The sequence below is a fragment of the Alloalcanivorax mobilis genome (assembly GCF_002864685.1).
GTDB lineage: Bacteria > Pseudomonadota > Gammaproteobacteria > Pseudomonadales > Alcanivoracaceae > Alloalcanivorax > Alloalcanivorax mobilis.
In genome coordinates this window covers 18,922-43,126 of record NZ_NMQZ01000025.1, presented here as the reverse complement: position 1 = coordinate 43,126, position 24,205 = coordinate 18,922, and the positions used below count along the sequence as shown (strand labels likewise).

General features: G+C 63.2%; 22 protein-coding genes and 1 other RNA gene. 9 read left to right on the top strand and 14 right to left on the bottom strand.

Annotation, left to right across the window (positions count from 1 at the left end; genetic code table 11):
• Window positions 1-55 precede the first annotated feature (55 nt).
• On the bottom strand, window positions 56-1,378 hold the full coding sequence (gene pepP / locus CGS25_RS13095; RefSeq protein WP_101675759.1) for a Xaa-Pro aminopeptidase: 1,323 nt from the start codon (window positions 1,376-1,378) through the stop codon (window positions 56-58).
• A 45-nt stretch (window positions 1,379-1,423) separates the two neighbouring features.
• Window positions 1,424-2,014, bottom strand: a complete 591-nt coding sequence (locus tag CGS25_RS13090) for a UPF0149 family protein (RefSeq protein ID WP_101675758.1) — start codon at window positions 2,012-2,014, stop codon at window positions 1,424-1,426.
• A gap of 238 nt (window positions 2,015-2,252) precedes the next feature.
• Between CGS25_RS13090 and CGS25_RS13085 the strand changes: the two genes are divergently transcribed.
• The 4 genes from CGS25_RS13085 (at window position 2,253) to CGS25_RS13065 (ending at window position 3,806) form a co-directional block, all read left to right on the top strand.
• Entirely contained in the window at window positions 2,253-2,468 is a 216-nt protein-coding gene (locus tag CGS25_RS13085) for a TIGR02449 family protein (RefSeq protein WP_089034107.1), read from the top strand.
• A complete protein-coding gene (locus CGS25_RS13080; protein ID WP_089034106.1) occupies window positions 2,465-2,788 on the top strand; it encodes a cell division protein ZapA in 324 nt (107 codons plus the stop codon). Before CGS25_RS13085 ends, CGS25_RS13080 begins: the two co-directional genes overlap by 4 nt.
• 35 nt (window positions 2,789-2,823) lie before the next feature.
• A non-coding RNA gene (gene ssrS / locus CGS25_RS13075) (6S RNA) lies at window positions 2,824-3,008 on the top strand.
• A 276-nt stretch (window positions 3,009-3,284) separates the two neighbouring features.
• Window positions 3,285-3,806: a 5-formyltetrahydrofolate cyclo-ligase gene (locus tag CGS25_RS13065; protein ID WP_232802401.1), complete on the top strand. Its 522-nt coding sequence runs from the start codon at window positions 3,285-3,287 to the stop codon at window positions 3,804-3,806.
• Here CGS25_RS13065 and CGS25_RS19040 read toward each other — a convergent pair.
• Both CGS25_RS19040 and ilvA read right to left on the bottom strand, forming a co-directional pair.
• Window positions 3,784-3,936, bottom strand: a complete 153-nt coding sequence (locus tag CGS25_RS19040) for a hypothetical protein (RefSeq protein ID WP_157933828.1) — start codon at window positions 3,934-3,936, stop codon at window positions 3,784-3,786. The two genes, CGS25_RS13065 and CGS25_RS19040, sit on opposite strands and share 23 nt — an antisense overlap.
• A 377-nt stretch (window positions 3,937-4,313) precedes the next feature.
• Window positions 4,314-5,831: a threonine ammonia-lyase, biosynthetic gene (gene ilvA, locus CGS25_RS13060; protein ID WP_101675756.1), complete on the bottom strand. Its 1,518-nt coding sequence runs from the start codon at window positions 5,829-5,831 to the stop codon at window positions 4,314-4,316.
• Window positions 5,832-6,039: 208 nt separating this feature from the next.
• Here ilvA and rpiA point away from each other — a divergent pair, with 208 nt between their 5' ends.
• Entirely contained in the window at window positions 6,040-6,693 is a 654-nt protein-coding gene (gene rpiA / locus CGS25_RS13055; protein ID WP_101675755.1) for a ribose-5-phosphate isomerase RpiA, read from the top strand.
• A 150-nt stretch (window positions 6,694-6,843) separates the two neighbouring features.
• Here rpiA and CGS25_RS19225 read toward each other — a convergent pair whose 3' ends face one another.
• The gene (locus tag CGS25_RS19225) at window positions 6,844-6,984 is read right to left on the bottom strand and encodes a hypothetical protein (RefSeq protein WP_157933827.1); all 141 of its coding nucleotides are present in this window, start codon (window positions 6,982-6,984) and stop codon (window positions 6,844-6,846) included.
• A gap of 195 nt (window positions 6,985-7,179) precedes the next feature.
• On the opposite strand from CGS25_RS19225, the gene CGS25_RS13050 reads away from it, so the two are divergent.
• Together CGS25_RS13050 and CGS25_RS13045 are read left to right on the top strand one after the other, a co-directional pair.
• Complete coding sequence (locus tag CGS25_RS13050; RefSeq protein WP_232802400.1) at window positions 7,180-8,523, top strand: outer membrane protein transport protein; 1,344 nt, start codon at window positions 7,180-7,182, stop codon at window positions 8,521-8,523.
• Window positions 8,524-8,533: 10 nt separating this feature from the next.
• The gene (locus CGS25_RS13045) at window positions 8,534-11,770 is read left to right on the top strand and encodes an Ig-like domain-containing protein (protein WP_101675753.1); all 3,237 of its coding nucleotides are present in this window, start codon (window positions 8,534-8,536) and stop codon (window positions 11,768-11,770) included.
• Window positions 11,771-11,977: 207 nt separating this feature from the next.
• Here CGS25_RS13045 and CGS25_RS13040 read toward each other — a convergent pair whose 3' ends face one another.
• The 9 genes from CGS25_RS13040 to tkt all read right to left on the bottom strand — a co-directional run bounded on the left by CGS25_RS13040 (window position 11,978) and on the right by tkt (window position 21,584).
• Window positions 11,978-12,370, bottom strand: a complete 393-nt coding sequence (locus tag CGS25_RS13040; protein WP_101675752.1) for a hypothetical protein — start codon at window positions 12,368-12,370, stop codon at window positions 11,978-11,980.
• Window positions 12,371-12,519: 149 nt separating this feature from the next.
• Complete coding sequence (locus tag CGS25_RS13035) at window positions 12,520-12,849, bottom strand: hypothetical protein (RefSeq protein WP_101675751.1); 330 nt, start codon at window positions 12,847-12,849, stop codon at window positions 12,520-12,522.
• Between the two features lie 137 nt (window positions 12,850-12,986).
• A complete protein-coding gene (locus CGS25_RS13030) occupies window positions 12,987-13,940 on the bottom strand; it encodes an alpha/beta hydrolase (RefSeq protein ID WP_101675750.1) in 954 nt (317 codons plus the stop codon).
• Window positions 13,941-14,094: 154 nt separating this feature from the next.
• Window positions 14,095-14,511 (bottom strand): hypothetical protein, encoded by a 417-nt coding sequence (locus tag CGS25_RS13025; RefSeq protein WP_089034097.1) that lies wholly within the window; start codon window positions 14,509-14,511, stop codon window positions 14,095-14,097.
• Window positions 14,512-14,827: 316 nt separating this feature from the next.
• The gene (locus tag CGS25_RS13020) at window positions 14,828-15,451 is read right to left on the bottom strand and encodes a TetR/AcrR family transcriptional regulator (RefSeq protein ID WP_101675749.1); all 624 of its coding nucleotides are present in this window, start codon (window positions 15,449-15,451) and stop codon (window positions 14,828-14,830) included.
• A 503-nt stretch (window positions 15,452-15,954) separates the two neighbouring features.
• The gene (gene fba / locus CGS25_RS13015; protein WP_089034094.1) at window positions 15,955-17,019 is read right to left on the bottom strand and encodes a class II fructose-bisphosphate aldolase; all 1,065 of its coding nucleotides are present in this window, start codon (window positions 17,017-17,019) and stop codon (window positions 15,955-15,957) included.
• Window positions 17,020-17,225: 206 nt separating this feature from the next.
• The gene (locus CGS25_RS13010; protein WP_101675748.1) at window positions 17,226-18,389 is read right to left on the bottom strand and encodes a phosphoglycerate kinase; all 1,164 of its coding nucleotides are present in this window, start codon (window positions 18,387-18,389) and stop codon (window positions 17,226-17,228) included.
• A 66-nt stretch (window positions 18,390-18,455) separates the two neighbouring features.
• Window positions 18,456-19,487, bottom strand: a complete 1,032-nt coding sequence (locus CGS25_RS13005) for a type I glyceraldehyde-3-phosphate dehydrogenase (protein ID WP_101675747.1) — start codon at window positions 19,485-19,487, stop codon at window positions 18,456-18,458.
• 87 nt (window positions 19,488-19,574) lie between these two features.
• Window positions 19,575-21,584 (bottom strand): transketolase, encoded by a 2,010-nt coding sequence (gene tkt / locus CGS25_RS13000; RefSeq protein ID WP_101675746.1) that lies wholly within the window; start codon window positions 21,582-21,584, stop codon window positions 19,575-19,577.
• Window positions 21,585-21,913: 329 nt separating this feature from the next.
• Between tkt and CGS25_RS12995 the strand changes: the two genes are divergently transcribed.
• Window positions 21,914-22,891, top strand: coding sequence for an ArsR/SmtB family transcription factor (locus CGS25_RS12995; RefSeq protein WP_089034090.1), 978 nt, complete (start codon window positions 21,914-21,916; stop codon window positions 22,889-22,891).
• Window positions 22,892-23,043: 152 nt separating this feature from the next.
• Window positions 23,044-24,192, top strand: a complete 1,149-nt coding sequence (gene metK / locus CGS25_RS12990) for a methionine adenosyltransferase (RefSeq protein ID WP_089034089.1) — start codon at window positions 23,044-23,046, stop codon at window positions 24,190-24,192.
• The last annotated feature ends 13 nt before the right edge of the window (window positions 24,193-24,205 follow it).

Genomic DNA, 24,205 nt, shown 5'->3' with positions numbered 1-24,205 from the left:
GCGGGCACGATGATTTCCAAGGCACGGGCCTGAACCGCGTTTTAACTTTTAACTTTCAACTTTTAACTTCCTTCATCAACGCTTCAATGTCATCGATGTCCTTGGGCACTTCGTGGGTAAGCACGTCGCAGCCGTCTTTGGTGACCAGCACGTCGTCTTCGATGCGGATGCCGATGCCGCGCCAGCGTTCGTCCACGGTGTCGTCGTCGGGGGCGATGTAGAGGCCCGGTTCCACGGTCAGGGTCATGCCGGGTTCGAGCTGGCGCCATTGGCCCTGGATGCGGTAGTCGCCCACGTCGTGCACGTCCAGGCCCAGCCAATGGCCGGTGCGGTGCATGTAGAAGCGCTGGTAAGCGAGGGTTTCAATCAGCTCATTCAGCTCGCCTTTCAGCAGGCCCAGGTCCAGCAAACCTTCGGTGAGAATGCGCACCACGGTTTCGTGGGGCACGTTCCAGTGGTTGTCCGGGTGGGTGTCCTTGATGGCGGCGTATTGCGAGGCCAGCACCAGCTCGTAAAGGGCTTTTTGCTCACCGCTGAATGTGCCGTTCACCGGGAAGGTGCGGGTGATGTCGGAGGCGTAGTTCTCCAGTTCGCAGCCGGCGTCGATCAGCACCAGATCGCCGTCTTTCAGTTTGGCGCTGTTTTCGATGTAGTGCAGGATGCAGCCGTTGGCGCCGCCGCCGACGATGCTCGGGTAGGCCGGGCTGCGCGCGCCATGGCGCATGAATTCGTGCAGGTATTCCGCTTCCAGCTGGTATTCGTACATGCCCGGGCGCACCGTTTTCATGGCGCGCACGTGGGCGCCGGCGGAAATACTGGCGGCCTGTTGCATCACCTGCACTTCGGCGGCGCTTTTGACCAGGCGCATGTCGTGCAGAAGGTGCGACAGGGCGACGAATTCGCCGGGCGGCTGGGCGCCGGTGCGCACCCGCTCACGGAGGGTGTTGACCCAGCCCATCAGCTGGCGGTCGAAGCCGGCGTCGCGGCCGATGTCGTAATAGACCCGGGTGCGGCCTTCCACCAGCCCGGGCAGGATTTCATCGATGTCGCCAATGGGAAAGGCGTCGTCGGCGTCGTGCTGTTCCACGGCGCCTTCCGGGCCGGCGCGGTAGCCGTTCCAGATTTCCCGGGCGCGGTCGCGTTCGCGGCAGAACATCACGTATTCGCCGTGCTCGCGGCCGGGCAGCAGCACCATCACCGCGTCCGGTTCGGGGAAGCCGCTCAGATACCAGAAGTCACTGTCCTGGCGGTAGGGGTGCTCCACGTCGCGGTTGCGGGTGCGCTCCGGGGCGGCCGGCAGAATGGCGATGCTGTTGGGTTCCATCTGCGCCATCAGCTCGCGGCGACGGCGCTGGAATTCCTGGCGACGGACGGTCATGGACTCTCCTGGGGCCTGTTCACGCAAAGTGTGATCGCGGCGCGGTCAGTGACGGGTGGGGGCGGCGTCCGGCGTGGACGCATCGCCGTTCGGGTTGGCCGGTTTCATGACCAGATCGGTGTAGATCATCAGGGCGGCCACGCGGCTGTGCTCAAGCACTTGCTCGAACAGGCGCTCTTCCTCTTCGCCTTCTTGCTCCGGGGTGTCCACCTGGCTGATCGCGGCGAGGTCGGAGAGCGCCTCTTGCACGCCGGGGGAGAGCTGGTTGTCCGCCATACCGGCGGCGCCGGTGCCGAAGCCGACCAGGAACCCCTCGCTCCATTGGCCCAGCGCGGCCACCCGCAGCCCCAGGTCCTCGTCGTCGGCGGGCAGCAGCAGCTCCACCTCCAGGCCAGTGCCGGCGAACCCCTCGCGGGCGTTGTCGCGGCAATCCACCAGGTCGCCGGCCACCGCCGTGGGCAACCCTTCGGGCTGTTCCGCGTGGGCGGCCAGCACGCCCAGCAGGGTGGTGTCCTCATCACCGTGGCCGGTGGCCAGCAGGCCACAGATCACACCGTGCAGTTCACTGGGAGAGTGGGCAATGCCGGCGGCGCTCAAGGCGCGCGCCAGTTGATCGAAATCGGGCAGTCTGACCATGGGCCTCATACTTAAGCGATGTATTGCAAAGCCGCGCTAAGTGGCTTACGCGTCTTGAATTCCGTTGACCCTCCAACGGGCCGAACCTATAGTACAAAAAGCCGCCAATCGGCGGCGTCACGACTGAACCACCGGTGCTTGCGTTGATTCGCCAGCGTGGGTTTTAGCGGCATCAGCCGGTATCAGATCGTTCATCATCAGTACCCTCTAACCTTAGGCGAACAGCGGCCAATTTGCCATGACGATGGAACACCAACTGCGGCAACTGGAAGCCCGCATGGACGACTTGCTGAGAATCGCCACGCAGCTGCGGCAGGACAACCACCAGCTTCGTGAACGCGAAAGCCGGCTGCTGGACGAGCGCGCCCAACTGGTGCGCAAGAACGATCTCGCCAAGGCCCGCGTGGAGGCGATCATCACCCGCCTGCAGTCCCTCGAGCAGGAGGACTCATGAACGACAGCCACTCGCTGGTGATCCATCTGCTGGATAAGGAATACCGGGTCGCTTGCCCGCCCGGCGAGCAGGACAACCTGCTGCGCGCCGCGCGCTATCTGGACAACCAGATGCGTGAGGTGAAGCAGGCCAATGTGATTGGCCTGGAGCGCATCGCGATCATGGCGGCGCTGAACATGAGCCATGAGCTGCTCGAGGCCCGCGAACAGGCCAGCGGCGGCGACAGCGACGGCCGTGTTCAGGCGCTGCTGGACCGCCTCGACAGCGAGCTGCAAACCTTCGAACAGGCCCACGAACCGGGCCGCCCTGTCAAGTCCTGACCCACGGCCTTTGTCCCTGCTATACTGTCGCCAAGTGTTCCCTGGGCTGTTCGCCAGCCGGGTTATGTCCCTGAGCCGATGCTTAACCCAATGGGGGCTTATATTGGTTTGCCTGTGTGCATGTCCGCCTTGTGCGGAAAGCCTGAAGGCGTAGCCTGCAGCTCCCGCCTTGAACCTATCGGTTCAAGGGCCACACCCGCAGCGGCAGACCGGGGGGCACGCTTTATTCGAGCTGCAAGCTGCAAGCTGCAAGCTGCAAGCTGCAAGCTGCAAGCTGCAAGCGGCAAGCTGCAAGCTGCAAGCTGCAAGCTGCAAGCTGCAAGCCAGGATTACGCGGCGACGATGCCGTGCCAATCAAGAACGCGTTAAAAGTTAAAAATTGAAAGTTGAAAATTGAAAGGGGCGCCCGGCCTCTGGCATTGATTGTTTCCCCATGAGCCATTCCGATCTTTCAAGAAGGTCCCTGCGGCGAAGCCTTCGCGCGCGGCGCCGTGCCGTGCCCGCGGGGGAGCGGCGGCGGGCGGCGCGGCGCTTCGCGGATAATCTGGGGCGCACGCTGGGGCCGCGTCGCTTCCGGCATGTGGCGCTGTATCTGGCGGGGGACGGGGAGTTGGATCCGCTACCGGCGATGGCGCAGGCGCGCTTCCAGAACGCGCGGCTGTACCTGCCGGCCCTGGACCGGGTGCAGCGGGGCCAGATGCATTTCCGGCTGTGGCGGCGGGAGCAGCGGCTGCGCGCCAACCGCTTCGGCATTGGCGAGCCGCCACGGCGGCAGCGAGCCCGCGCGGCCTGGGCGCTGGATGCGATTCTGGTGCCGCTGGTGGGGTTTGATGATCGCGGCCATCGGCTGGGCATGGGCGGCGGCTTTTACGACCGGGCCCTGCAAGACCTGGAGCGCCGTCCCCGGCGCCCCAGGTTGATCGGAGTCGCTTATGAATTCCAGCGTCTGCCCCGGTTAGCGAATGCCGCCTGGGATCGGCCGCTGGATCAGGTGATTACCGATTGGCGTCCAGATTGACCGCCACGCCCGCGGTGTTGGCGTAGCGTTCCAGGTCGGCATCGTTGCCGCCGTGAGTGATGGTGCTGACAAGCACGCCGAGGGCAAATACAAACGCAAGAACGACCAGAGCGTCCGGCTTTTTCTTCATTTCCTGTTTATCCCCAAAATAAAATATCGGTACAAATCAAACTTGGAATCGCCATTTTTTCCCTGCTTTGGACCTTTGGCCGCCCAAAATGCCACCGCGATAGGCTCGCGGCGCCGGCCGGACTCTGCAGCAAGGAAACTGGCTTGCCAAAACCCACATCGGGCGAAAGACACGTGATGATAGGTCATACTGTGTGTAACAAAATGAGAACACGATCAAAAATTGGCCGTTTTCACACCTGAAGTCAAGCAGTTACGGCCCACTGCTCACCTTTCTTAACAAAAGTACGGTCTAAGACGCTCCTGAGTAACGCCAGGCAAGGGTGTGACGGCCGGAGCACCATTGCGCCCAGCGAGGTGGACCCTGCCCGCGGCGGTTTAGTTCAAAAACAGCCGGTACGCCGGGTTATCGCTCTCTTCCACCATCGGATAGGGGACCTTTTTCAGGTCCACCCGCAGCTTGCCGCGCTCCGCGTAAGGCACCTGGAAACCCACCAGCACCCGGCCGTAGGCGGCGCCGTGGTTGCGGTAGTGGAACAGGCTGATGTTCCACTTCTGCCCCAGGGACATCAAAAACTTGAGCAACGCGCCGGGGCGCTCGGGAAACTCCACCCGGAACAGCATTTCGTCCAGGTCCTGCCGCGAGGTGTGGCCGCCCACCATATGGCGGATGTGCAGCTTGGCCATCTCGTTGCCGGTCATGTCGACCACCGGGTAGCCGGCATCGCGCAGTTCCTGCAGTAAGGGAGCAAGGTCCGTGCCACCGGGGCGGATCTGCATGCCAACAAAGATATTGGCTTCGTGCTCGCTGGCGTAGCGGTAATTGAATTCGGTGATCGCGCGGCGCCCCACCACCTGCAGGAAGTCGCGGTAGGCGCCGGGCTTTTCAGGAATGGTGACGGCCAGAATCGCCTCGCGCTGCTCGCCCAGCTCGGCACGCTCGGAGATGTGACGCAGGCGATCAAAATTGACATTGGCGCCGCTTTGAATCGCCACCAGCGTCTTGTTCTCCACCTTGTGCTTGGCGACCCATTTTTTCAGGCCAGCCAACGCCAGGGCACCGGCCGGCTCGCACACCGCGCGGGTGTCTTCGAAGGAATCCTTGATCGCCGCGCAGATTTCGTCGGTGGTGGCGGTGATCACCTCGTCGACGGTGTCCTTGAGAATCCGAAAAGTCTCTTTGCCGATCTGCTTGACCGCCACGCCGTCGGCGAACAGGCCCACCTCCGGCAGGGTGACCCGGCGCTTACGCTCCAGGGCCGCTTTCAGACAGGCGGCGTCCTCGGGTTCCACGGCAATGATCTTTACGTCGGGCCGTACGTACTTCACGTAAGCGGCCACGCCGGCGGCCAGGCCGCCGCCGCCCACCGGGATAAAGATGGCGTCCAGATCGCGGCTTTGCTGGCGCAGAATCTCCATGCCCACGGTGCCCTGGCCGGCGATCACGTCCGGATCGTCATAGGGATGCACGAAGGTCAGCCCCTCTTTTTCCTGCAGCTTGCGGGCGTGGGCCAGGGCGTCGTCGAAACCGTCGCCGTGCAGCACCACCTTGCCACCGTGTTCGCGCACCGATTTGATCTTGATCTCGGGGGTGGTGCGCGGCATCACGATCACCGCGCGCGCGCCCATGGCGCTGGCGGCCAGGGCCAGGCCCTGGGCGTGGTTGCCGGCGGAGGCACAGATCACACCGCGCTCGCGCTGCGCTTCACTCAGCCGCGCCAGCTTGTTGTAGGCGCCACGCAGCTTGAACGAAAACACCGGCTGCAGATCCTCGCGCTTGAGCAGCACGCGGTTGCCGATGCGGCGCGACACCAGCGGAGCGGCATGAATCGGGGTTTCAATGGCCACGTCGTAGACGCGGGATTGGAGAATCCGTTTGACGTATTGATCCAGCATGGGGTGTCCGCGAAGCAAGGGAACGGCATTGCGCCGTAAAAGCGTAGTTTACAGGGGCGGCTTCACGCTTGCACGCGACACGCTGGCACGCTTAACCCGGGCCGGAGAGCCTTGGCGTGTTTCCTGAAAAGGCCGAACCCACCCAATAAGCTGTCAGCCCCCCGCCATGCACCGTATAATTCCGCCCCTCGCAAAGGGGATCAATCAGATGAATCAGGACGCCTTGAAGAAACAGGTCGCTGAAGCGGCGTTGCGCTATGTGCCCGAGGGCGAGGTGATCGGCGTGGGCACCGGCTCCACCGCCAATTACTTTATCGACGGCCTGGCCGGGCTGAAGGATCGCATCGCCGGCGCGGTGGCCAGCTCCGAGGCCACCGCCGAACGCTTGCGCGGGCATGGCATCGCGGTGCTGGAACTCAATAACGTGGACCGGCTGCCGGTGTACGTGGACGGCGCCGACGAGGTCAACGAGCACCGCGAGATGATCAAGGGCGGCGGCGGCGCTCTGACCCGGGAAAAAATCGTCGCGGCGGTGGCCAGTCAGTTCGTGTGCATCGTCGACGGCTCCAAGCGGGTCAAACGGCTGGGGCGTTTCCCGCTGCCGGTGGAAGTGATTCCCATGGCCCGCTCCCACGTGGCCCGCAAGCTGGTGGCCCTGGGCGGCCAGCCGCACTACCGGGAAGGGTTCGTCACCGATAACGGCAACCTGATTCTCGACGTGCACAACCTGGATATTCTCAACCCCCTGGAACTGGAACAGACCCTCAACAACATCACCGGCGTGGTCACCAACGGCCTGTTCGCCCGCCGCCCGGCGGACGTGGTGCTGGTCGGCGAAGGCGGTGGCGTGACGGTGTATTGAGGCGGGTTGCTGGCCCGCGCCAGCTCCAAGCTGCAAGCTGCAAGCTGCAAACCGCAAGCTTCAAACCTCTCCTCCCTTGAAGCTTGAAGCTTACGATCCGCCTATACAAAACCCCCGCCTGTTATTCCCCCCTTCACTCTCTCGATTTACTTAGAACCAACGTTCCGCTACCGCCACGCTACGTTTGGTAAAAATCCCCGTGGCGCGGGTACCGAACACAACCTTTTTCATACTGGCGGCCTGAAGGCCTTTTGCTTTACTCGTTGCATATGAAGCGATGCGAGCACCCATTTGGCCTCTTTATCCGGCGCTCGCCCGTTTCAGGACTCACTGGCGGTTGCCGTACCGGGCATTTCCAGTGACACTGAATCCGGAAGCCGTGCTTTGGCGATGCCCTTTTTCAGGCCCGGGCCAAGCGAGCGTTGTTATTCAAGGCGGCATTCCAGGTTCACCGATAAACAAAGAACAATATCCGGAGTGAACTGTATGCATCGATCCATGCGCCCCCCTGCCCGGGGCCTGCTTGCGGCGTGTTTGCTGGCCTCCACGGCGCCCGCTCTGGCGGCGATGGGCAATACCGCCAGCACCTTTGGTTTGTTTCCCGGTGATGTGGCGTCCGCGCAAGCGCTTTCCATGTTCAATCCGCAAGCGGCGGCGCTCTATTACAACCCCTCGTATCTGATTCGTGACCCGCGCGGCGAACTGACCGTGGGCGTGCTGCATGCGGAGCAGCAGTTGCGCGGCGAAAGCCAGGGCGGCGCGGCGCCGCCGATTCGCGAAAACGACATTCTTGATGACAGCCGTTCCCAGCAGCAACTGATCGCGCTGAAGACCGATCTTTCCAGCATTACCCGTTTCGACCATCCACTGTATTTCGCGTTTATCGCCGGGCTGGAAAAGTACGGCAAGGAAATGCTCGCGTTCAATTCCACCACCTCCATGGAAGGCCAGTATTTTCAATATGGCCGCCAGCCGCTGTTCCTCAATCTGGGCGGCGGCACCGAGTTTCTGCACGGCATCAGCGTGGGCGCCTCGGTGCACATTTCCCTGCGCTCGGAAGCGGAGTTGATCGCCAGCTCCAACCTGGCCGGTGACACTCAGTACGAGCGGCTGGAAGTGTCCGCCAAGCCGGTGTTGCGGCCGGTGCTCTCCACCACCCAGGAGTGGGGCAAGATTGTTTGCGGCCACAACGACGATTGCTTTATCGGCGGTCTGGAAACCGCGTTCACTTTCCGTGGCCACACCGAGGCGCGCACCTCGGTGGTGTCCAACATAACGATTCCGGGCACGGTGCCCGACCCGGGCATTCTGCTGCTGGTGGACACCCTCGACTCCTACCAGCCAGACATCTACGCCGCCGGCGTGCTTTATCATTTCACCGACAACTTTCGGGTCGGCATCACCGTGGAGCGGCAGAACTGGTCCGATCTGGAATCGAAACTGCGAAAAGACACCGTCAAGGATCAGGCCGACGTGCGCCTTAAGGATATTACCGTGCCGCGCGTGGGCTTTGAGTGGGCGGTGCGCGACAACGTGATTCTCACCGCCGGTGCCGCTTACCAGGAATCCCCCCTGGAGAGCATTCGCACCAAGGACGTGAACTACCTGGACAGCGACAAATTCATTGTCGGGGTGGGCACCTCTCTGTTGATACAAAACCCGCCGATCCTCGCTTACCCGGTGCGTCTGGATTTCGGCTACCAATTCCAAAAACTGGAAGATCGCGACTTTGAACTGACCAGTGACCGCGCGCCCGCCAATCCGTACGAAACACTGACGGCCGGCGGTGAGGTGCATGTGTTCAGCGGTTCTTTGACTTTAAAATTCTAGGAGGTGCGCCATGCGCGGACGGATTCTTATCGCACTCGCCCCCCTTGCCACCCTGACCACTCTCGTCGCGTGCGGCGGGGGCGGCAGTGGCTCGGTGAGCTTCGACACGCCCCAGTATGACCGCGAGGCGTTGTATTACTCCTACCCGTTGGACAACCAGGCCGACATCGCTCCGGACGCTCCGGTGGTGCTCAGTTTCAGTGATCCGATCTCGCTCAGCGAAGACAATTTCACGATTCAGGACGGCGACGGCAACGACGTGCCGTTCCAACTGAGCGAAGTGAACGACGGCCAGGGCGTGGTGCTGCGGCCCACGCAGCCGCTGAAGGTGGTCACCGAATACCAGGTGACCATGAACGACGTGGAAACCGACAGCGGCACCGTCGACTTTCCCGACGGCACGCTGAATTTCACCACCCGCGCCGCGTTCAAAGGCCCGGCGGATCTGCAAAAAACCGACCCGGATTTCAAAATCGCCTCGATTTTTCCGGACGACGACACCCAGTTCAAAACGCTGGATTTCTCCAGCTTCCGGTTGCGCACCAGTCACCCGCTGGCGGATCAGACCGCGGTGTACGGCGAGACCGTGAGCCTCACCCATGAGGGCGAGCTGGTGCCGGCGGTGCTGCTCGCCAAGGGCAACGCCATTACCGTGGACCCGCTGGTGGACATGACCCCCGGGGATCAATACCAGCTCTCGGTCACCGGCCTGACCAGCCGCTTCGGCGAAACCATCGAGGATTTCGAACGCACGGTGACGCCGCTGGACACCAAGTCGCCCACCGGCAAACGCGAGACGCTGGTCACCAAGGTGCCGCCCACCGATGACACCCTCGGCTGTCTGGACCCGGGCGTGCGGTTGTCCGAACTGACCGGCGAGCCGATCAACTGCGTGCCGGTGATCGGCACCCTGCTGGCGGATCAGACCTCCTCCAAGCAATCCGGCAATGTGTTCGCCGAGCTGGCGTTCCCGCCCAGCTTCCCGGACGTCACGCCGCTGCGCGTGGCGCGCGGCTCGATTCTCAATGGCGATGCCCTGGATGTGATCATTGGCGGCCAGGTGCCGGTGGGCTTCGATTCCGGCGCGGTGAAAGTGCAGATCATTTCCGACGCCAGCGGTTATCTGTTCCCCAACCCCAACTCGGATTCACCCAACGCGCCCAAGAATCTGCGCCTGTTCATGGACGTGGCCACCACCACCGCCGACGCCCGCGCCAACGGCGCCTTCACCCAGAACCTGCTGCACTTGGAACTGGTGGGCACGGCGATCGTGCGCGACGGCATTCTCACCACCGATGCGGTGACCGTGGTGGAACCCCGGGTGCTGGGCGTGGATGACAGCTACGGCGTGCTCAGCTTCCGCATGGAAAGCTACCTGGATCAAGAGAACGCGCCGCAACCGCCGGTGGATTCCCAGAGCCCCGCGTTGCTGCGCTTCACCGGCGACAATGGCCCGCAACTGTCGTGGCAGCCGGGCGACTTTACTGACCGCATGGTGCCCGGCGAACCGATTGTGCTGCTGTTCGACGAAGCGCTGGACACCCGCAGCATCGTCGCCGGCGACAGCCTGCGGCTGACCCGCGCCGGCGTGCCGGAACCGTTTGAATGGCGCCTGGACGGCAACGCGCTGATCATCACCCCGGACGACCCGGTGGACTACGGCGTCGCCTATGACGTCACCACCACCACCGGCGTCACCGACCTGGCCGGCAACCCGTTGATGGAACTAGACACTCTCAACGGCGACAACACCCTGACCTTCAGCCTGCCCGAGTACGTGCGCGAGGCGGACGACGAAAGCGTGGTGCGTGGCCCGTTCGCGGTCACCGTTTATCCCGGTTTCCCCTGCGCCAGCTCGGCCGCCACCGCCGGCGACATCAGCGATGGTTTCCAGGGTTCGTGCGTGTCCTCCAGCCCGGAAAGCGAACAGGTGGAACTGGACCGGCTGCCGATCGACCCGTTGCCCGCCAACCGCCCGATCCGGGTGCGCTTCTCGCAGAACATCGACCCCGCCACCCTGGTGCTGGGTGAAAGCTGCGACACCGGCACCGTGCGCGTGGAACGGGTGGACGCCAACGGCGCCTGCCAGGGCGTGGTGGACGGCGTGCTGCTGCGCGAGGCGCGCGCGCTGACTTTCCTGCCGGACCAGCCCTGGGGCCAGGATGCCTTGTACCGCTACACCCTGGCCTCGGCGGACACCTGCGACGGCACCGCGATCTGTTCCGAGGACAACCTGCCGCTGCAAACCGCGCTGCTGGAAGGCCCGGACAAGGAAGACGGCGGGCCTGATACGCAGATCCTGTTCCGGGGCGCCACCGGCGTGGACACCGTGTTCCAGGAGCTCAACAACCTGCCCTCGGTGGATGTGAACAGCAATCTGCAAGTGGATGACGGCGAACCGAGCGTGCCCAGCGGCACCCAGGACCCGCAAGTGCCCGCCAACGCCACCCAGATCTTTACCCGTGGCAAGGGCGGCGAAGGCCTGGTGACCTCGGCCAACACCGGTTGTGGCTTCGATGGCGCGCCGCCTTACACCGCCGACGACAAAATCGAATGCGACGCGGAGAAACTGCTCTACATCGCTGGCTCGCTGAACACCGAGCTGAAGGATTTCGACGTCGAGAACCAGGGCGTGCCGGTGGTCATCTACCCCACCGCCGTGGCACTGACCAACCTGGACGCCACCGCCGTGGTCGGCCTGGACATCAACACCAGCGACGGCGACAACTCCCTGGAAACCCTGCCGATCATCGGTGGCTTGCTGGGCGGCGTGGTGCAAACGCTCGGTGACATCCTCGACATCGTCGGCCTGGAAGACGTGTTGCTCGGCCAGCTCGGGGATCTGGGCCTGGTGCCGATCCCCACCAGCACCGGCCCCAACATCATGCGCATCCGCTATGAACCGGACGGCAATGGCGAGCGCACCATGCCGCCGGTGGGCTACATCGTCTCCACCCCGCAGGGCCCGGTGTTCCGCATTACCCTGAACCTGCTGTTCGACGCGCCGTCGCTGAGCCTGCCGCTGGGGCTGCAGCACAACGTCAAGAGCCTGCCGATCGACAACCTGATTCTGGAAGGGCCGGTGGATTTCCAACCGGACGGCCGTCTGTTCATCGGGCTGGTCAATCAGCAAGCGCTGGATGTGGACCTGGAAATCACCCTGGCCGGCCTGCCCGGCGGCAAGGTGCTGCTGACCATTCCGCCGGGGGCGATCAACCTGAGCTACCAGAGCCCGTCGATCAAATAGGGGGGGGGGGCGTCAGATGTCTGACGTCTGACGTCTGACGTCTGACGCGAAACCCTGGGCCGGACGAAGACGTCTTGCTCGGGGTTTTGATTCTGGTGTGGGGTCGGTCCTTGACCGCGAATGGGCAGTGCTATGTCCGACGAGCCACAAAAAAAACCGCCGGTCGAAGCCGGCGGTTTTTTTTGTCCAGAAGTCTGGCGGAACGCCTTATTCCTGGGGTTTACCTTCACCCTTCTGGATCTTGTTGTACTCTTTGCGAATCTGGTCCGGGTCGTCAATGTTACGGCGATCTTCGGAGTAGTTGGGGTTGGAATCTTCGGAAGGCATGGCGTTTTTCTTCGCCCCTTCGCGGCGCTCCATGTCTTTCTTGTATTCCTTCTTAATGTGCTCGGGGCTGTCGATGTTTTCCCGCTCACCGGAGTAGTTCGGGTTCTCGTGGTCGACGTTTTCCTTGGCGTTTTTCTGCTGCTCCTGGATCTTCTGATACTCCTTCTGGATGTGCTCCTGGGAGTCGATGTTCTCATTGTCGGAGTACGCCAGCGGCGATGCGACAACGGCGGCAGCCGATACGACGAGAGTTAACAGCGTTGATCTTTTCATTATGCTCTCCTGATTCCCTTTACTGGTTATTATCTCTCAAAGGACTACCCGCGGAGCCCTTCGCTCCGCGCCTCGCCGCCCAAACGATTAAGCCGGCGATGTCCTTGCGGGCCAGCGGTTCGCCAAACCCCACTGAGCCATCTTAAGCCTCAATGGCCCAGTTCGCCAATTGGTCCGCGGGTGCGTTCCATCACGCGCTGCTGGCGTTCGCGCGCTTCCTGATTCTGTTGCTGCACGCGCTGGCGGGTCTCTTCGCGCAACTGCCTGGACTGCTCACGGATCAATTCGCCGCGAGCCCGGTTGGCATCACGCAAAGCCTCCGATCGGTTCTCTGCGTTGTCGCGCATTTGCTGGCTGGCGGCGCCCACCGAATTGTTCTGGGCGACGCCCACCGTAGGCACCGTCAAAGCCGCCGCCGTCAACAATACCGTCAACAACAGCGCGGCTGACAAACCCTGGGGCGATGCATTGCGTTTCATAGTGTCCTCCTGGCACATCGGGCCACCCGGCAGTCCAGCTTAAAAGGGACGCACGCCCCAATACGCCAAGCCGATCACAGCCGATACACGCTTTTACAAATAAAAGCCTGCACTGCGGCGCGACAGGAGCGCGTGAATCAACCCAGATAGCGATCGATGATGGCGAAGAGGCGGTCGCGGTAATCCTTCTGCTCATTGGCGAGCTGGTGGCGGGCACCGGGCAGCATATGGATGTGCGGGTCTTCGAACTTGGAACGGATCACCCCCAGGTTGTAACGCCAGTCCACGGTTTCATCGTGGTCACCCTGGATCACCACCGGCGAGATCTTCACCCGGTGTGCCGCCTCGAAGCCCGGCAGCCACTTTTTCAACGCGCTCACCCAGCCCGCCGGCAGACGGCGCGGCTGCAAAGGGTCCTTATTCTCCAGGAAATCGAGAAAATCCGGGTCGCCTGAGTTGATCGTGAACACCCGCTTAATCGACTTTCTGAACGGTCGCACCAGGGCATGCAGCCAGCGCGCCGTGTTCCATTTGAACGGCCGCACCAACGGCGCCAGCAGAATGATCCGCCGGAACGGGCTGCTGTCCGCGTCGAAACCGTGGTGCAGCAAGTAATCCATGACGATGGCGCCACCGGTGCTCTGCGCGATCACATGCCAAGGCTTGGGGAAATGGTTGTCCGCCAGCTTCAGGCACTGCTCCAGTACCTCCCGATAAACGCGGAAATCATCAATCGCCGCGCGCGGCCCGGAGCTCAGTCCATGACCCGGCAGATCGTAGGCCAGCACCGCGTAGCCGAGCTTGAGCACATGGCCAATAACGTGGCGATACAGACCCACGTGGTCGAAATAGCCATGGCAGATGAACACCGTGCCGCGCGGCTCGGCGGGCCGCCAGCCGTGCACACTGATGGTGAAACCCGCCGCCTCGAAAAACCCGAAGCCATGCTGCAACTCGGGCAGCGCCTCGCTGAAATCGATGCCGTAATAGTCGGCGTAACGCTGGCTGGTCTCGTCCAGGGCATCGAAACGCTCCCAGTTAAGAGGCTGCCAATGCTCAAGGATCTGATCTCGGTTAAACGGGGGGCTCATTCTGAAGCGGTTCCAGTTCGCTCATGCAGGGCACGATGATAGGCGCTCACGGCGAAGGTTACCAAGCCTGCTCACCGTCACCCGCCCACCACCCACACACAAAAACGCCCCGTCTGCCGGGGCGTTTTTGTCGGGCCGGGCGAACCGCGCCGGATTACAGCTGGACGGTGCGCTCGCCAATGGTGGCGCTCTGCCGGGAGATGCTCTTCAGCACATCGTTGATGTGGCTGAGGCTATCCAGGTTGTTGCGCTCGGCCTGGTAGTCGCGGACTTCGCCGGTCGGGACGCTGTTGGCGGCCAGCTCGCGCTGCAGGGACACCGCATCGTACACCGCGTTGATGTGGCTCAACTGATCGATGTTCTGACGCTCGGCCACGTAATCCTGGCTTTGCGCGGCGTCACCGACCTGAGTGCGAGCGCTTTCCACACCCTGGTAAACACTGTTGATGTTTTCCAGGCTGTCGATGCTCTGGCGATGGTTCAGATAGCCACCGCTCTGGGCCAGGGCCAGCGGGGCGGTGAACGTACCGAGTGCGGCGATAACGAGAGTCGCGATAGCAGTCTTTTTCATGATCTTCTCCTCACTTTGTTTGCCGGTCCGTGGCGGAGACACCGTCAGGGATCGAAGGACAGATACCGTCGGGAATCACGCCTTCCGGTATCGGGCTGCGCCGCGGGGCCTTGTGGGCAACTCCGGCGGCCGCCGGTCAGTGAGGGGGCCTTGCCGCGAAAGTCCTTTTGGGACCTCCGATTCAGCTCTGGAAGCTGGCTGGTCTCCCTTCAACTGAGACCAGCTTAGTTACAGGTTACGATATTGTCAACCTGTAACTCACATAGGCGCACTCTATCCTTATCGCCAAAGACGCCGGCGCAGCTTGGCGCCGACGCTACGGCGCCAGGCTGCGCAGAATCAGATTGGTCACTGCCGCCAGCCGGCGCTCCTTCTCGCGCGGGTCGGTGAGCTTAAGCAGCACCGGATGGGCGTACACCGACGCCGTCGAGCGGATTGCCGTGCACACCTCATCCAACGGCGTCTTGCGCTCGAACTCACCGCTCTCGCGCCCATCCGACACAATCTTCTCGATCACCTCATAGATGGCCCGATCATGCGCCTCGGTCACCTGCCACTCATTCTCGATCGCCGCCACGATGATGTCGTGCAACCGCCGCTCACGCAGAAATACCTTTAAAGACTGCGCCAACAGGCACTGCAGCATCGCCCGCAAACGCTGGGTGGCCGGCGCATCGCGCTCCGCCACCTCGCGGATCGCCACATCGATCTTAGCCAGGCACATGGCGCACACCGCCTCGCCAATCGCCTGCTTGGAATCAAAAAAACGATAGATATAGGCGCTCGACACCCCCACCGCCTTACCGATGTCGGTGACCGATGTCTTGCGAAACCCGTGCGCCCCGAACAGCTGCTCGGCCACTTCCAGAATCTGCTCACGGCGCTCATGGTCCACCGGCCCACGCTGGCCGGGAAGGTTCTCGGTACAGTCCGTGCTCATGACTGCTCTCCCGTATCGCTGCTTTTGTTAGAGGTAAACATATCGTCGGTAAACATTGCGTAACAGGTTAATCATATCGTTACTTGCCCGTTTCTGCCAAATGATTGGCGGATTGGGGTGGGGAGGGATGGGGGAGCCCGACCAACAAGAAGAGGAACAGACACAATAGGTTGGCGATGCAACGACTCAAGGCATGATATCTGGCACATAAAACACGGCCGCGTGCCCCGCCCAATACTGGATTCGTAGCCACAGGCCTTCTTCTTCCAAAAGCCATTGGCAAGACCTGCATGCGGGCCTTCCTCTGAATCGGCTTTTCCTACGCCCAACGTGAGAGTTATAAAAGATCAAAAGCGTCGCTGGCATGGCCTGCTCCTACAGCCGCTTTATTGTTTGAACGGGGCAGGCTGAAGCGCTGGGTCGTTCAATTTCTTCGGTTGCTCGAAATACTGCCATAAAAAAACCCCGGCGGGGCCGGGGTTTTTCGGGGGAAACACGCGGGTTTATTTGACGCGCGGGTCCAGTTCGCCGCTTTCGTAGCGTTGGAACATGTCTTCCAGGTTGATCGCCTTGATCTTGCCGGCGTTGCCGGCGGTGCCGAAGGCTTCGTAGCGGGCGATGCAGATGTCGCGCATGGCGGTGATCGATTCTTTGAAGTATTTGCGTGGGTCGAATTCGGCGGTGTTGTTGGCCAGGAAGCGACGGATGGAGCCGGTGGAGGCGAGGCGCAGGTCGGTGTCGATGTTGACCTTGCGGACGCCGTGTTTGATGCCTTCCTGGATCTCTTCCACGGGCACGCCGTAGGTTTCAGGAATTTCACCGCCGTATTGATTGATGATTTCCAGCCAGTCCTGGGGCACCGATGAGGAGCCGTGCATCACCAGGTGGGTGTCGGGGATGCGGGCGTGGATGGCTTTGATCTGCTCGATGGCGAGGGTGTCGCCGGTGGGCGGCTTGGTGAACTTGTAGGCGCCGTGGCTGGTGCCGATGGCGATGGCAAGGGCGTCGACCTTGGTTTGCTTGACGAAGTCGGCGGCTTCTTCGGGGTCGGTGAGCATTTGCTCGTGGGTGAGCGTGCCTTCGGCGCCGATGCCGTCTTCTTCGCCGGCCATGCCGGATTCCAGCGAGCCCAGGCAGCCCAGTTCGCCTTCCACGGAGACGCCACAGGCGTGGGCCATGTCCACGGTGCGGCGGGTGACGTCCACGTTGTAGTCGTATTCGGTGGGGGTTTTGCCGTCTTCACCGAGGGAGCCGTCCATCATCACCGAGGAGAAGCCGAGCTGGATGGAGCGCTGGCACACCGAGGGGCTGGTGCCGTGGTCCTGGTGCATGACCACCGGGATGTGCGGGAACTCTTCGATGGCGGCCAGGATCAGGTGGCGCAGAAACGGCGCGCCTGCGTATTTGCGGGCGCCGGCGCTGGCTTGCACGATCACCGGGGAGTCGGTTTTGTCGGCGGCCTCCATGATGGCGCGCATCTGTTCCAGGTTGTTGACGTTGAACGCCGGCACGCCGTAGCCGTGTTCGGCGGCGTGGTCCAGCAGTTGACGCATGCTGATGAGTGCCATGTGTTTACCCCTTAGTTATCCGTGAGCGGTATTCTGTACCGCCGTGCTTCGTCCTTAAATGGCCGGACGCTGGACGCCAGACGCTTGACGCTAAACTCGTAGACCGAGAAGCCCGGTGTGTTTCCTGCAATTGCTAGCAGCAAACACACCGAAGACCGCAGAACCGGGTTTAGCGTCCGGCGTCGAGCGTCTGGCGTCCAGCGCTCTCAATCTTTCGCCCTCTGTTCCAACATCGCCACCGCCGGCAGGGTTTTGCCTTCGACGAATTCGAGGAAGGCGCCGCCGCCGGTGGAGATGTAGCTGACGCGGTCGGTGATGCCGTATTTGTCCACTGCCGCCAGGGTATCGCCGCCGCCGGCGATGGAGAAGGCCTCGCTGTCGGCGATCGCTTCGGCGAGCTCCTTGGTGCCTTCGCCGAACTGGTCGAATTCGAACACGCCCAGCGGGCCGTTCCAGATAATGGTACGCGCTTCTTTCATCAGCGCGGCGAACACGTGGGCGGTTTGCGGGCCGACGTCGAGAATCATGTCGTTGTCGCCGACGTCTTCGACTTTCTTGGTGACCGCCTCGGCGGTCTCGGCGAATTCGCTGGCGACCACCACGTCCACGGGCAGCGGGATGTGCACTTTATCAGCGATCTTGCGCGCCGCCGGGATCAGGTCGTGCTCGCACAGCGATTTGCCCACCGGGTGGCCGGCGGCGGCCAGGAAGGTGTTGGCGATGCCGCCGCCCACGATCAACTGGTCCACTTTGTCGGCCAGCGCTTCCAGCACTTCCAGTTTGGTGGAGACCTTGGAGCCGCCAACAATGGCGACCAGCGGTTTGGCCGGTTGCAGCAGGGCCTTGCCGAGCGCGTCCAGTTCGTTGGCGAGCAGCGGGCCTGCCGCGGCCACCGGCGCGAACCGGGCGACGCCGTGGGTGGAGGCCTGGGCGCGGTGGGCGGTGCCGAAGGCGTCCATCACATAGATATCACACAGCGCCGCCATTTTTTGTGACAGCGCCTGGTCGTCTTTCTTTTCGCCTTTGTTGAAGCGCACGTTTTCGCACAACACCACCTGGCCTTCGGCCACGTCGACGCCGTCGAGCCAGTCTTTCACCAGCGGCACCTCACGGCCAAGCAGCCGGCCGAGGTGCTCGGCCACCGGCTTGAGGGAAAATTCCTCGGCGTATTCGCCTTCGGTGGGCCGGCCCAGGTGGGACATCAGCATGACGCGCGCGCCCGCCTTGAGGGCGTGCTCGATGGTCGGCAACGAGGCGCGCAGCCGCGCGTCGCTGGTGACTTTGCCGTCCTTCACCGGCACGTTGAGATCCTCGCGGATCAGCACCCGTTTCCCGCTCAGTTCCAGGTCGGTCATGCGTTTGAAGTTCATGGCTTGTGGTACCTCATCATTACCATCCTGCCCGGATGGTCCAAACGTTCAGGTTATAGCGATCTTTTAAGCGTCGGACGTCCGACGTCTGACGTCCGACGCTAAATAAGCCACCCAATCGAGCAGTCGGTTGGCGTAGCCCCATTCGTTGTCGTACCAGGCCACCACCTGCACCATGTCGCCCTGCACCCGGGTCTGGGTGGCGTCGACGATGGCGGATTCCGGGCGGCGGTTGAAATCAGCGCTGACCAAGGGTTCGTCATTGTACCCAATCAGCGTCGGGCTGCCGTCAGCAAGCGCCTTCAGCCAGCCGTTGAGCGAGCCGGCGTCGGGCGTGTTTTCCAGCAGCAGGGTCAGCTCGACCATCGCCACATTGAGGGTGGGCACGCGGATCGAGTGGCCGGTGATGCGCCCTTCCAGGGCCGGCAGCACACTTTGCACGGCGCCGATGGCACTGCTGGTGGTGGGCACGATGTTCTGCGCCGCCGCCCGGCCCCGGCGCGGGTCCCGGTGCACGTGGTCGAGCAGGGACTGGTCCGAGGTGTAGGCGTGGATCTCTTTCATCAACACCTGGCGCACGCCGTATTCCCGGTCCAGCCCGGCCAGCAGCGGCGCGATGCAATGGGTGGTGCACGACGCGGCGGAGAGCACCCGGCTGCTGGCGTCCAGGTCACGGTGATTGACGCCGAAGACGATCACCTGATCGGCGTGGTCGAACGGCACCGCGCCGAGAATCACGCGGCGGGCGCCGGCGCTCAGATGGCGGGCGGCGTCCGCGTGGCCGCGAAAGTGGCCTGAGCATTCGAGCACCAGATCGACGCCGAGTTCCGCCCAGGGCAGGTTCTCCGGTTCGGTTTCGCTGCACAGGCGCGGCGTCTGATTGCCGATGCGCAGACGCCCTTCGGCCAGTTCCACCGGCGCGTTCAGGCGTCCGTGCGTGGTGTCGTAACGGGTCAGATAGAGCAGATCCTCGGCGCGGCCGGGGTCGTTGATCGCCGCCAGCGTGAACGGCGCCCGCCACCCCGCCGCCTCGCGCTCGGCCAGGGCGCGCACAAAAGAACGACCAATACGGCCATAGCCGTTGATGGCGATGTTCATAGAAACCGCTCGACGCCGGACGCTGGACGCCAGACGCTGAAAAGCGCGGCTCTAAGCGTCCGGCGTCCGGCGTCCGGCGTCCGGCGTTTAATCAATCAAACTCTCCACGGCGGTTTGTACCGCCTCGGCGGTGATGCCGAAGTGTTGGTAGAGGTCGCCGGCGGGGCCGGAGGCGCCGTAGCTGGTCATGCCGACGATCTTGCCGTCCAGGCCGGTGAAGCGGTACCAGTAATCGGCGATGGCCGCTTCCACGGCGACCCGGGCGCGCACGGCGGCGGGCAGCACCGCTTCCTGATACTCGGCGCTTTGCGCCAGGAACGCATCCACGCAGGGCATCGACACCACGCGCACGTTGCTGCCCTGCTCGCCCAGGGCGCGGGCGGCGGTGACCGCCAGCTCCACTTCCGAGCCGGTGGCGATGATGATCGCCTGGGGCTGGCCGTCGCCGGTTTGCAGCAGCGTGTAACCGCCCTTGCTCACCTGGGCCAGGGTGTGCGCGTCGCGTTCCATGCAGGCCAAGCCCTGGCGGGACAAGATCAGCGCGGTGGGGCCGTCAGTGCGCACCAGCGCGTGCTTCCAGGCGACCGCCGATTCCACCGTGTCGCAGGGCCGCCAGGTGCTCATATTGGGGGTCATGCGCAGGTTGGCGATCTGCTCGATGGGCTGGTGGGTGGGGCCGTCTTCACCCAGGCCGATGGAATCGTGGGTGTAGACCAGAATGTTGGGCTGGTGCATCAGCGCCGCCATGCGCACCGCGTTGCGGGCGTATTCCATAAAGGTCAGGAAGGTGCCGCCGTAGGGGCGCAGGCCGCCGTGCAGCGTGATGCCGTTCATGATCGCGGTCATGCCGAATTCGCGCACGCCGTAATGAATGTAGTTGCCACTGGCGTCGCCGGCGGAGATCGATTTGCAGCCGTTCCAGACGGTGTTGTTGGAGCCGCCCAGGTCGGCGGAGCCGCCGGTCAGTTCCGGCAGCAGCGGGCCGAAGGCGTCCAGGGTGTTCTGGCTGGCCTTGCGGCTGGCGACTTTCTCCATCTTTTGCTGGCAGCCGGCGATAAAGGCGTCCGCCTGGGCCTCGAAGTCGGCCGGCAAGTCGCCTTTCATGCGCCGCAGGAATTCGGCGGCCAGCTCGGGGAATTGCGCCTGGTAGGCGTCGAAACGGGCTTGCCAATCGGCTTCGCGGCGGGCGCCGGCCTCGCGGGCGTCCCAGGCGTCGCGGAGCTCCGCGGGCACTTCGAAGGGCGGGTGGTTCCAGCCCAGCGCTTCGCGGGTCAGCGCCACTTCGTCGCTGCCCAGGGCGCTGCCGTGGGATTCCTCTTTGCCCTGCTTGTTGGGGCTGCCGAAGCCAATGATGGTTTTGCAGCAGATCAGGGTCGGCTGGCCTTGATTCTTGACCGCGTTTTCCACCGCCAGCTTGATCTCGGCGGGGCTGTGGCCGTCCACATTGGGAATCACATGCCAGCCGTAGGCGCGGAAGCGCTCCACGGTGTCGTCGGTGAACCAGCCTTCCACTTCGCCGTCGATGGAGATGCCGTTGTCGTCGTAGAACGCCACCAGCTTGCCCAGCCCCAGGGTGCCGGCCAGCGACGCCGCTTCGTGGGAGATGCCCTCCATCATGCAGCCGTCGCCGAGAAAGCAGAAGGTGTTGTGATCGACGATAGCGTGGCCTTCACGGTTAAAGTGCGCGGCCAGCATTTTTTCCGCCAGCGCCATGCCCACGGCATTGGCGAAACCCTGGCCAAGCGGCCCGGTGGTGGTCTCGATGCCCGGCGCGTCGCCGTGCTCCGGGTGGCCGGCGGTGGGGCTGCCCAGCTGCCGGAAGTTCTTGATGTCATCCAGGCTGACGCCGTAGCCGGTCAGGTGCAGCAGGCTGTACAGCAGCATCGAGCCGTGGCCATTGGAGAGCACGAAGCGGTCGCGGTCGGCCCAGTTCGGGTTGGCCGGGTTGTGCTTCAGGAAGCCGCGCCACAGCACTTCGGCGATGTCCGCCATGCCCATCGGGGCACCCGGGTGACCGGAGTTGGCTTTCTGGACCGCGTCCATGCTTAACGCGCGGATGGCATTGGCAAGATCACGGGCGGCGGGGGCAGACGACATGCACGGCTCCTGGCTCTGGGTTCGGCACCGGGGCCCCACCGGCGCTGGCCGCGGGGTCTCCCGAAAAAGGGGCGCTATTGTCGCCCAAGGCCGGGATGGGGGCAAACCCTTGAGGGGTCGGACGTCTGACGTCGGACGTCAGACGCTAAACCACCGATCCGGGAGGGGCGGCGTGTTTTCTGCAACCTCGGTCCTGGCCCCGGCAGGAAACACTGCCAACAGTCCTGATCCGGGTTTGAGCGTCCGACGTCCGACGTCAGACGTCCGACCGCCATACCTATATCAATAAACTTTGATGCAGTTTTCGGGATGCGCTAGACTCATGGGTTATGGCATTGAATCTGGCGGAGCAAGCTGAGGATCTGGATACGCTGGCGGCGTTTTTGAAGGCGGCGGGGGACGGCCTGCGTCTGGAGGTGTTGCAGGTGCTGGGCCAGAACAGCTTCAGCGTGCTGGAGCTGTGCGAGATCATGGCGATCAAGCAATCGGGCATGAGCCATCACCTGAAAGTGCTGACCCAGGGCGGGCTGGTGGAGCGCCGCCGCGAGGGCAACTCGATTTTCTACCGGCGCCGCCTGCCGCCGCCGGAAGCGCCCACCGAGGCCTTGCACGGCGCCCTGTTCGAGCAGCTCGACGAAACCCGCCTGGACGCCACCACCGCCGGCCGGCTGGCCGGGGTGCAGGCGCAGCGGGCGGCGCGGAGCCGGGCGTTTTTCGTGCGCCACGCGGACGACCTGGCCCGCCAGCAGGATCTGATCGCCGAATACGATCAATACGCGGAGCAGGCCTGTGAACTGCTGGACCGGGCGATGATCGAACCGGGCACGGCGTTGGAGATCGGCCCCGGCGATGGCCGCTTTCTGGCGCCCTTGTCGACCCGCTTCGAGCGGGTGCTGGCGCTGGACAACGCGGAAACCATGCTGGCCCAGGCCCGCCGCCGGGTCAGCGAGCAGGGCCTGAACAACGTCGAGCTGGTGCTCGGCGAGTGGCCCCAGCAAAGCGACCGCCTGCCGAAGGTGGACGCGATCGTGCTGAACATGGTGCTGCACCACCTGCCCTCGCCGGCCACCGCGCTGGCGGCGGCGGCGCAACAGCTTAAGCCGCGCGGCGTGCTGGTGATCACCGATTTATGCCGGCACGATCAGCGTTGGGCAGTGGATGCCTGCGGTGACTTCTGGCTCGGCTTCGAAGAAGCCGATCTGGTGGCCTGGGCCGGCCGCGCCGGTCTGAGCCTTCGTGAAAGTCTGTTTCTGGCGATGCGCAATGGTTTTCAGGTGCAGGTGAGAAGTTTTGAAAAGAGTAGTTGAAAGTTACAAGTTAAAAGGGCGGCTTCGGACGCGGGCACGGCGGTGACGTGGCACGGTGTTGCCCGCGTTTTAACTTTTAACTTGCGACTTACAACTTGTAACTCGTGGCCGCAACGCGGCCCACGCCCAATCGAATCACGGGAGACCCCCTTATGAGTGAGTATTCCATCTTTACCTCCGAATCGGTCTCCGAAGGCCACCCCGATAAAATGGCCGACCAGATTTCGGACGCCGTTCTGGATGCCATCATCGCCGATGACCCGCATGCCCGGGTGGCGGTGGAGACCATGGTCAAGACCGGCATGGCGATCGTCGCCGGTGAGGTGCGCACCAGCACCTACGTGGAACTGGAAGACATCGTCCGCAAGGTGATTCTGGAAATCGGCTATGACAGTTCCGACGTCGGCTTCGACGGCGCCAGTTGCGCGGTGCTCAACGGCATCGGCAAGCAGTCCGCCGACATTGCCATGGGCGTGGACGAAGCCGACAACAAAGACCTCGGCGCCGGCGACCAGGGCCTGATGTTCGGCTACGCCACCAACGAAACCGATGTGCTGATGCCGGCACCGATTTATTTTTCCCACCGGCTGGTGGAACGCCAGGCCAAACTGCGCAAAAGCGGCGCCCTGCCCTGGTTGCGCCCGGACGCCAAGAGCCAGGTGACGCTGCGTTATGAAAACGGCAAGCCGGTGGCGGTGGACGCGGTGGTGCTCTCCACCCAGCACAGCCCGGACGTGACTCAGTCCGATCTGCGCGAAGCGGTGATGGAAGAGATCGTGAAGCCGGTGCTGCCCGCCGAATGGCTGCACGAAGGCACCCAGTATCACCTCAACCCCACCGGCCAGTTCATTATCGGCGGCCCGATGGGCGACTGCGGCCTGACCGGCCGCAAGATCATCGTTGACACCTACGGCGGCATGGCTCGCCACGGCGGCGGCGCCTTCTCCGGGAAAGACCCGTCCAAAGTGGACCGTTCCGCCGCCTACGCCGGCCGCTACGTGGCCAAAAACATCGTCGCCGCCGGCCTCGCCGACAAGTGCGAAATCCAGGTCAGCTACGCCATCGGCGTGGCCGAACCGACCTCGATTTCAGTGAACACCTTCGGCACCGGCAAGATCAGCGACGAACAGATCATCGCCCTGATCCGCGAACACTTCGACCTGCGCCCGCGCGGCATCATCGAAATGCTCGACCTGCGCAAACCCATCTACCGCCCCACCGCCAGCTACGGGCATTTTGGGCGGGATGGGTTTAGCTGGGAGAAGACGGATAAGGCGGAGGTGTTGAAGGCCGCTCTTTAGAGCGCCTGACGCC

Bases quoted from the DNA above. Each gene is read 5' to 3' on its own strand.
- CGS25_RS13045 (WP_101675753.1), top strand. From the start codon at position 8,534: ATGCGCGGACGGATTCTTATCGCACTCGCCCCCCTTGCCACCCTGACC.
- CGS25_RS19225 (WP_157933827.1), bottom strand. From the start codon at position 6,984: ATGGGTGCTCGCATCGCTTCATATGCAACGAGTAAAGCAAAAGGCCTT.
- CGS25_RS13005 (WP_101675747.1), bottom strand. From the start codon at position 19,487: ATGAACATCGCCATCAACGGCTATGGCCGTATTGGTCGTTCTTTTGTG.
- CGS25_RS13035 (WP_101675751.1), bottom strand. From the start codon at position 12,849: ATGAAACGCAATGCATCGCCCCAGGGTTTGTCAGCCGCGCTGTTGTTG.
- CGS25_RS13025 (WP_089034097.1), bottom strand. From the start codon at position 14,511: ATGAAAAAGACTGCTATCGCGACTCTCGTTATCGCCGCACTCGGTACG.
- CGS25_RS13020 (WP_101675749.1), bottom strand. From the start codon at position 15,451: ATGAGCACGGACTGTACCGAGAACCTTCCCGGCCAGCGTGGGCCGGTG.
- fba (WP_089034094.1), bottom strand. From the start codon at position 17,019: ATGGCACTCATCAGCATGCGTCAACTGCTGGACCACGCCGCCGAACAC.
- CGS25_RS13080 (WP_089034106.1), top strand. From the start codon at position 2,465: ATGAACGACAGCCACTCGCTGGTGATCCATCTGCTGGATAAGGAATAC.
- CGS25_RS13030 (WP_101675750.1), bottom strand. From the start codon at position 13,940: ATGAGCCCCCCGTTTAACCGAGATCAGATCCTTGAGCATTGGCAGCCT.
- CGS25_RS13010 (WP_101675748.1), bottom strand. From the start codon at position 18,389: ATGAACTTCAAACGCATGACCGACCTGGAACTGAGCGGGAAACGGGTG.
- CGS25_RS19040 (WP_157933828.1), bottom strand. From the start codon at position 3,936: ATGAAGAAAAAGCCGGACGCTCTGGTCGTTCTTGCGTTTGTATTTGCC.
- CGS25_RS13050 (WP_232802400.1), top strand. From the start codon at position 7,180: ATGCATCGATCCATGCGCCCCCCTGCCCGGGGCCTGCTTGCGGCGTGT.
- ilvA (WP_101675756.1), bottom strand. From the start codon at position 5,831: ATGCTGGATCAATACGTCAAACGGATTCTCCAATCCCGCGTCTACGAC.
- CGS25_RS13040 (WP_101675752.1), bottom strand. From the start codon at position 12,370: ATGAAAAGATCAACGCTGTTAACTCTCGTCGTATCGGCTGCCGCCGTT.
- CGS25_RS12995 (WP_089034090.1), top strand. From the start codon at position 21,914: ATGGCATTGAATCTGGCGGAGCAAGCTGAGGATCTGGATACGCTGGCG.
- metK (WP_089034089.1), top strand. From the start codon at position 23,044: ATGAGTGAGTATTCCATCTTTACCTCCGAATCGGTCTCCGAAGGCCAC.
- CGS25_RS13090 (WP_101675758.1), bottom strand. From the start codon at position 2,014: ATGGTCAGACTGCCCGATTTCGATCAACTGGCGCGCGCCTTGAGCGCC.
- rpiA (WP_101675755.1), top strand. From the start codon at position 6,040: ATGAATCAGGACGCCTTGAAGAAACAGGTCGCTGAAGCGGCGTTGCGC.
- tkt (WP_101675746.1), bottom strand. From the start codon at position 21,584: ATGTCGTCTGCCCCCGCCGCCCGTGATCTTGCCAATGCCATCCGCGCG.
- CGS25_RS13085 (WP_089034107.1), top strand. From the start codon at position 2,253: ATGACGATGGAACACCAACTGCGGCAACTGGAAGCCCGCATGGACGAC.
- pepP (WP_101675759.1), bottom strand. From the start codon at position 1,378: ATGACCGTCCGTCGCCAGGAATTCCAGCGCCGTCGCCGCGAGCTGATG.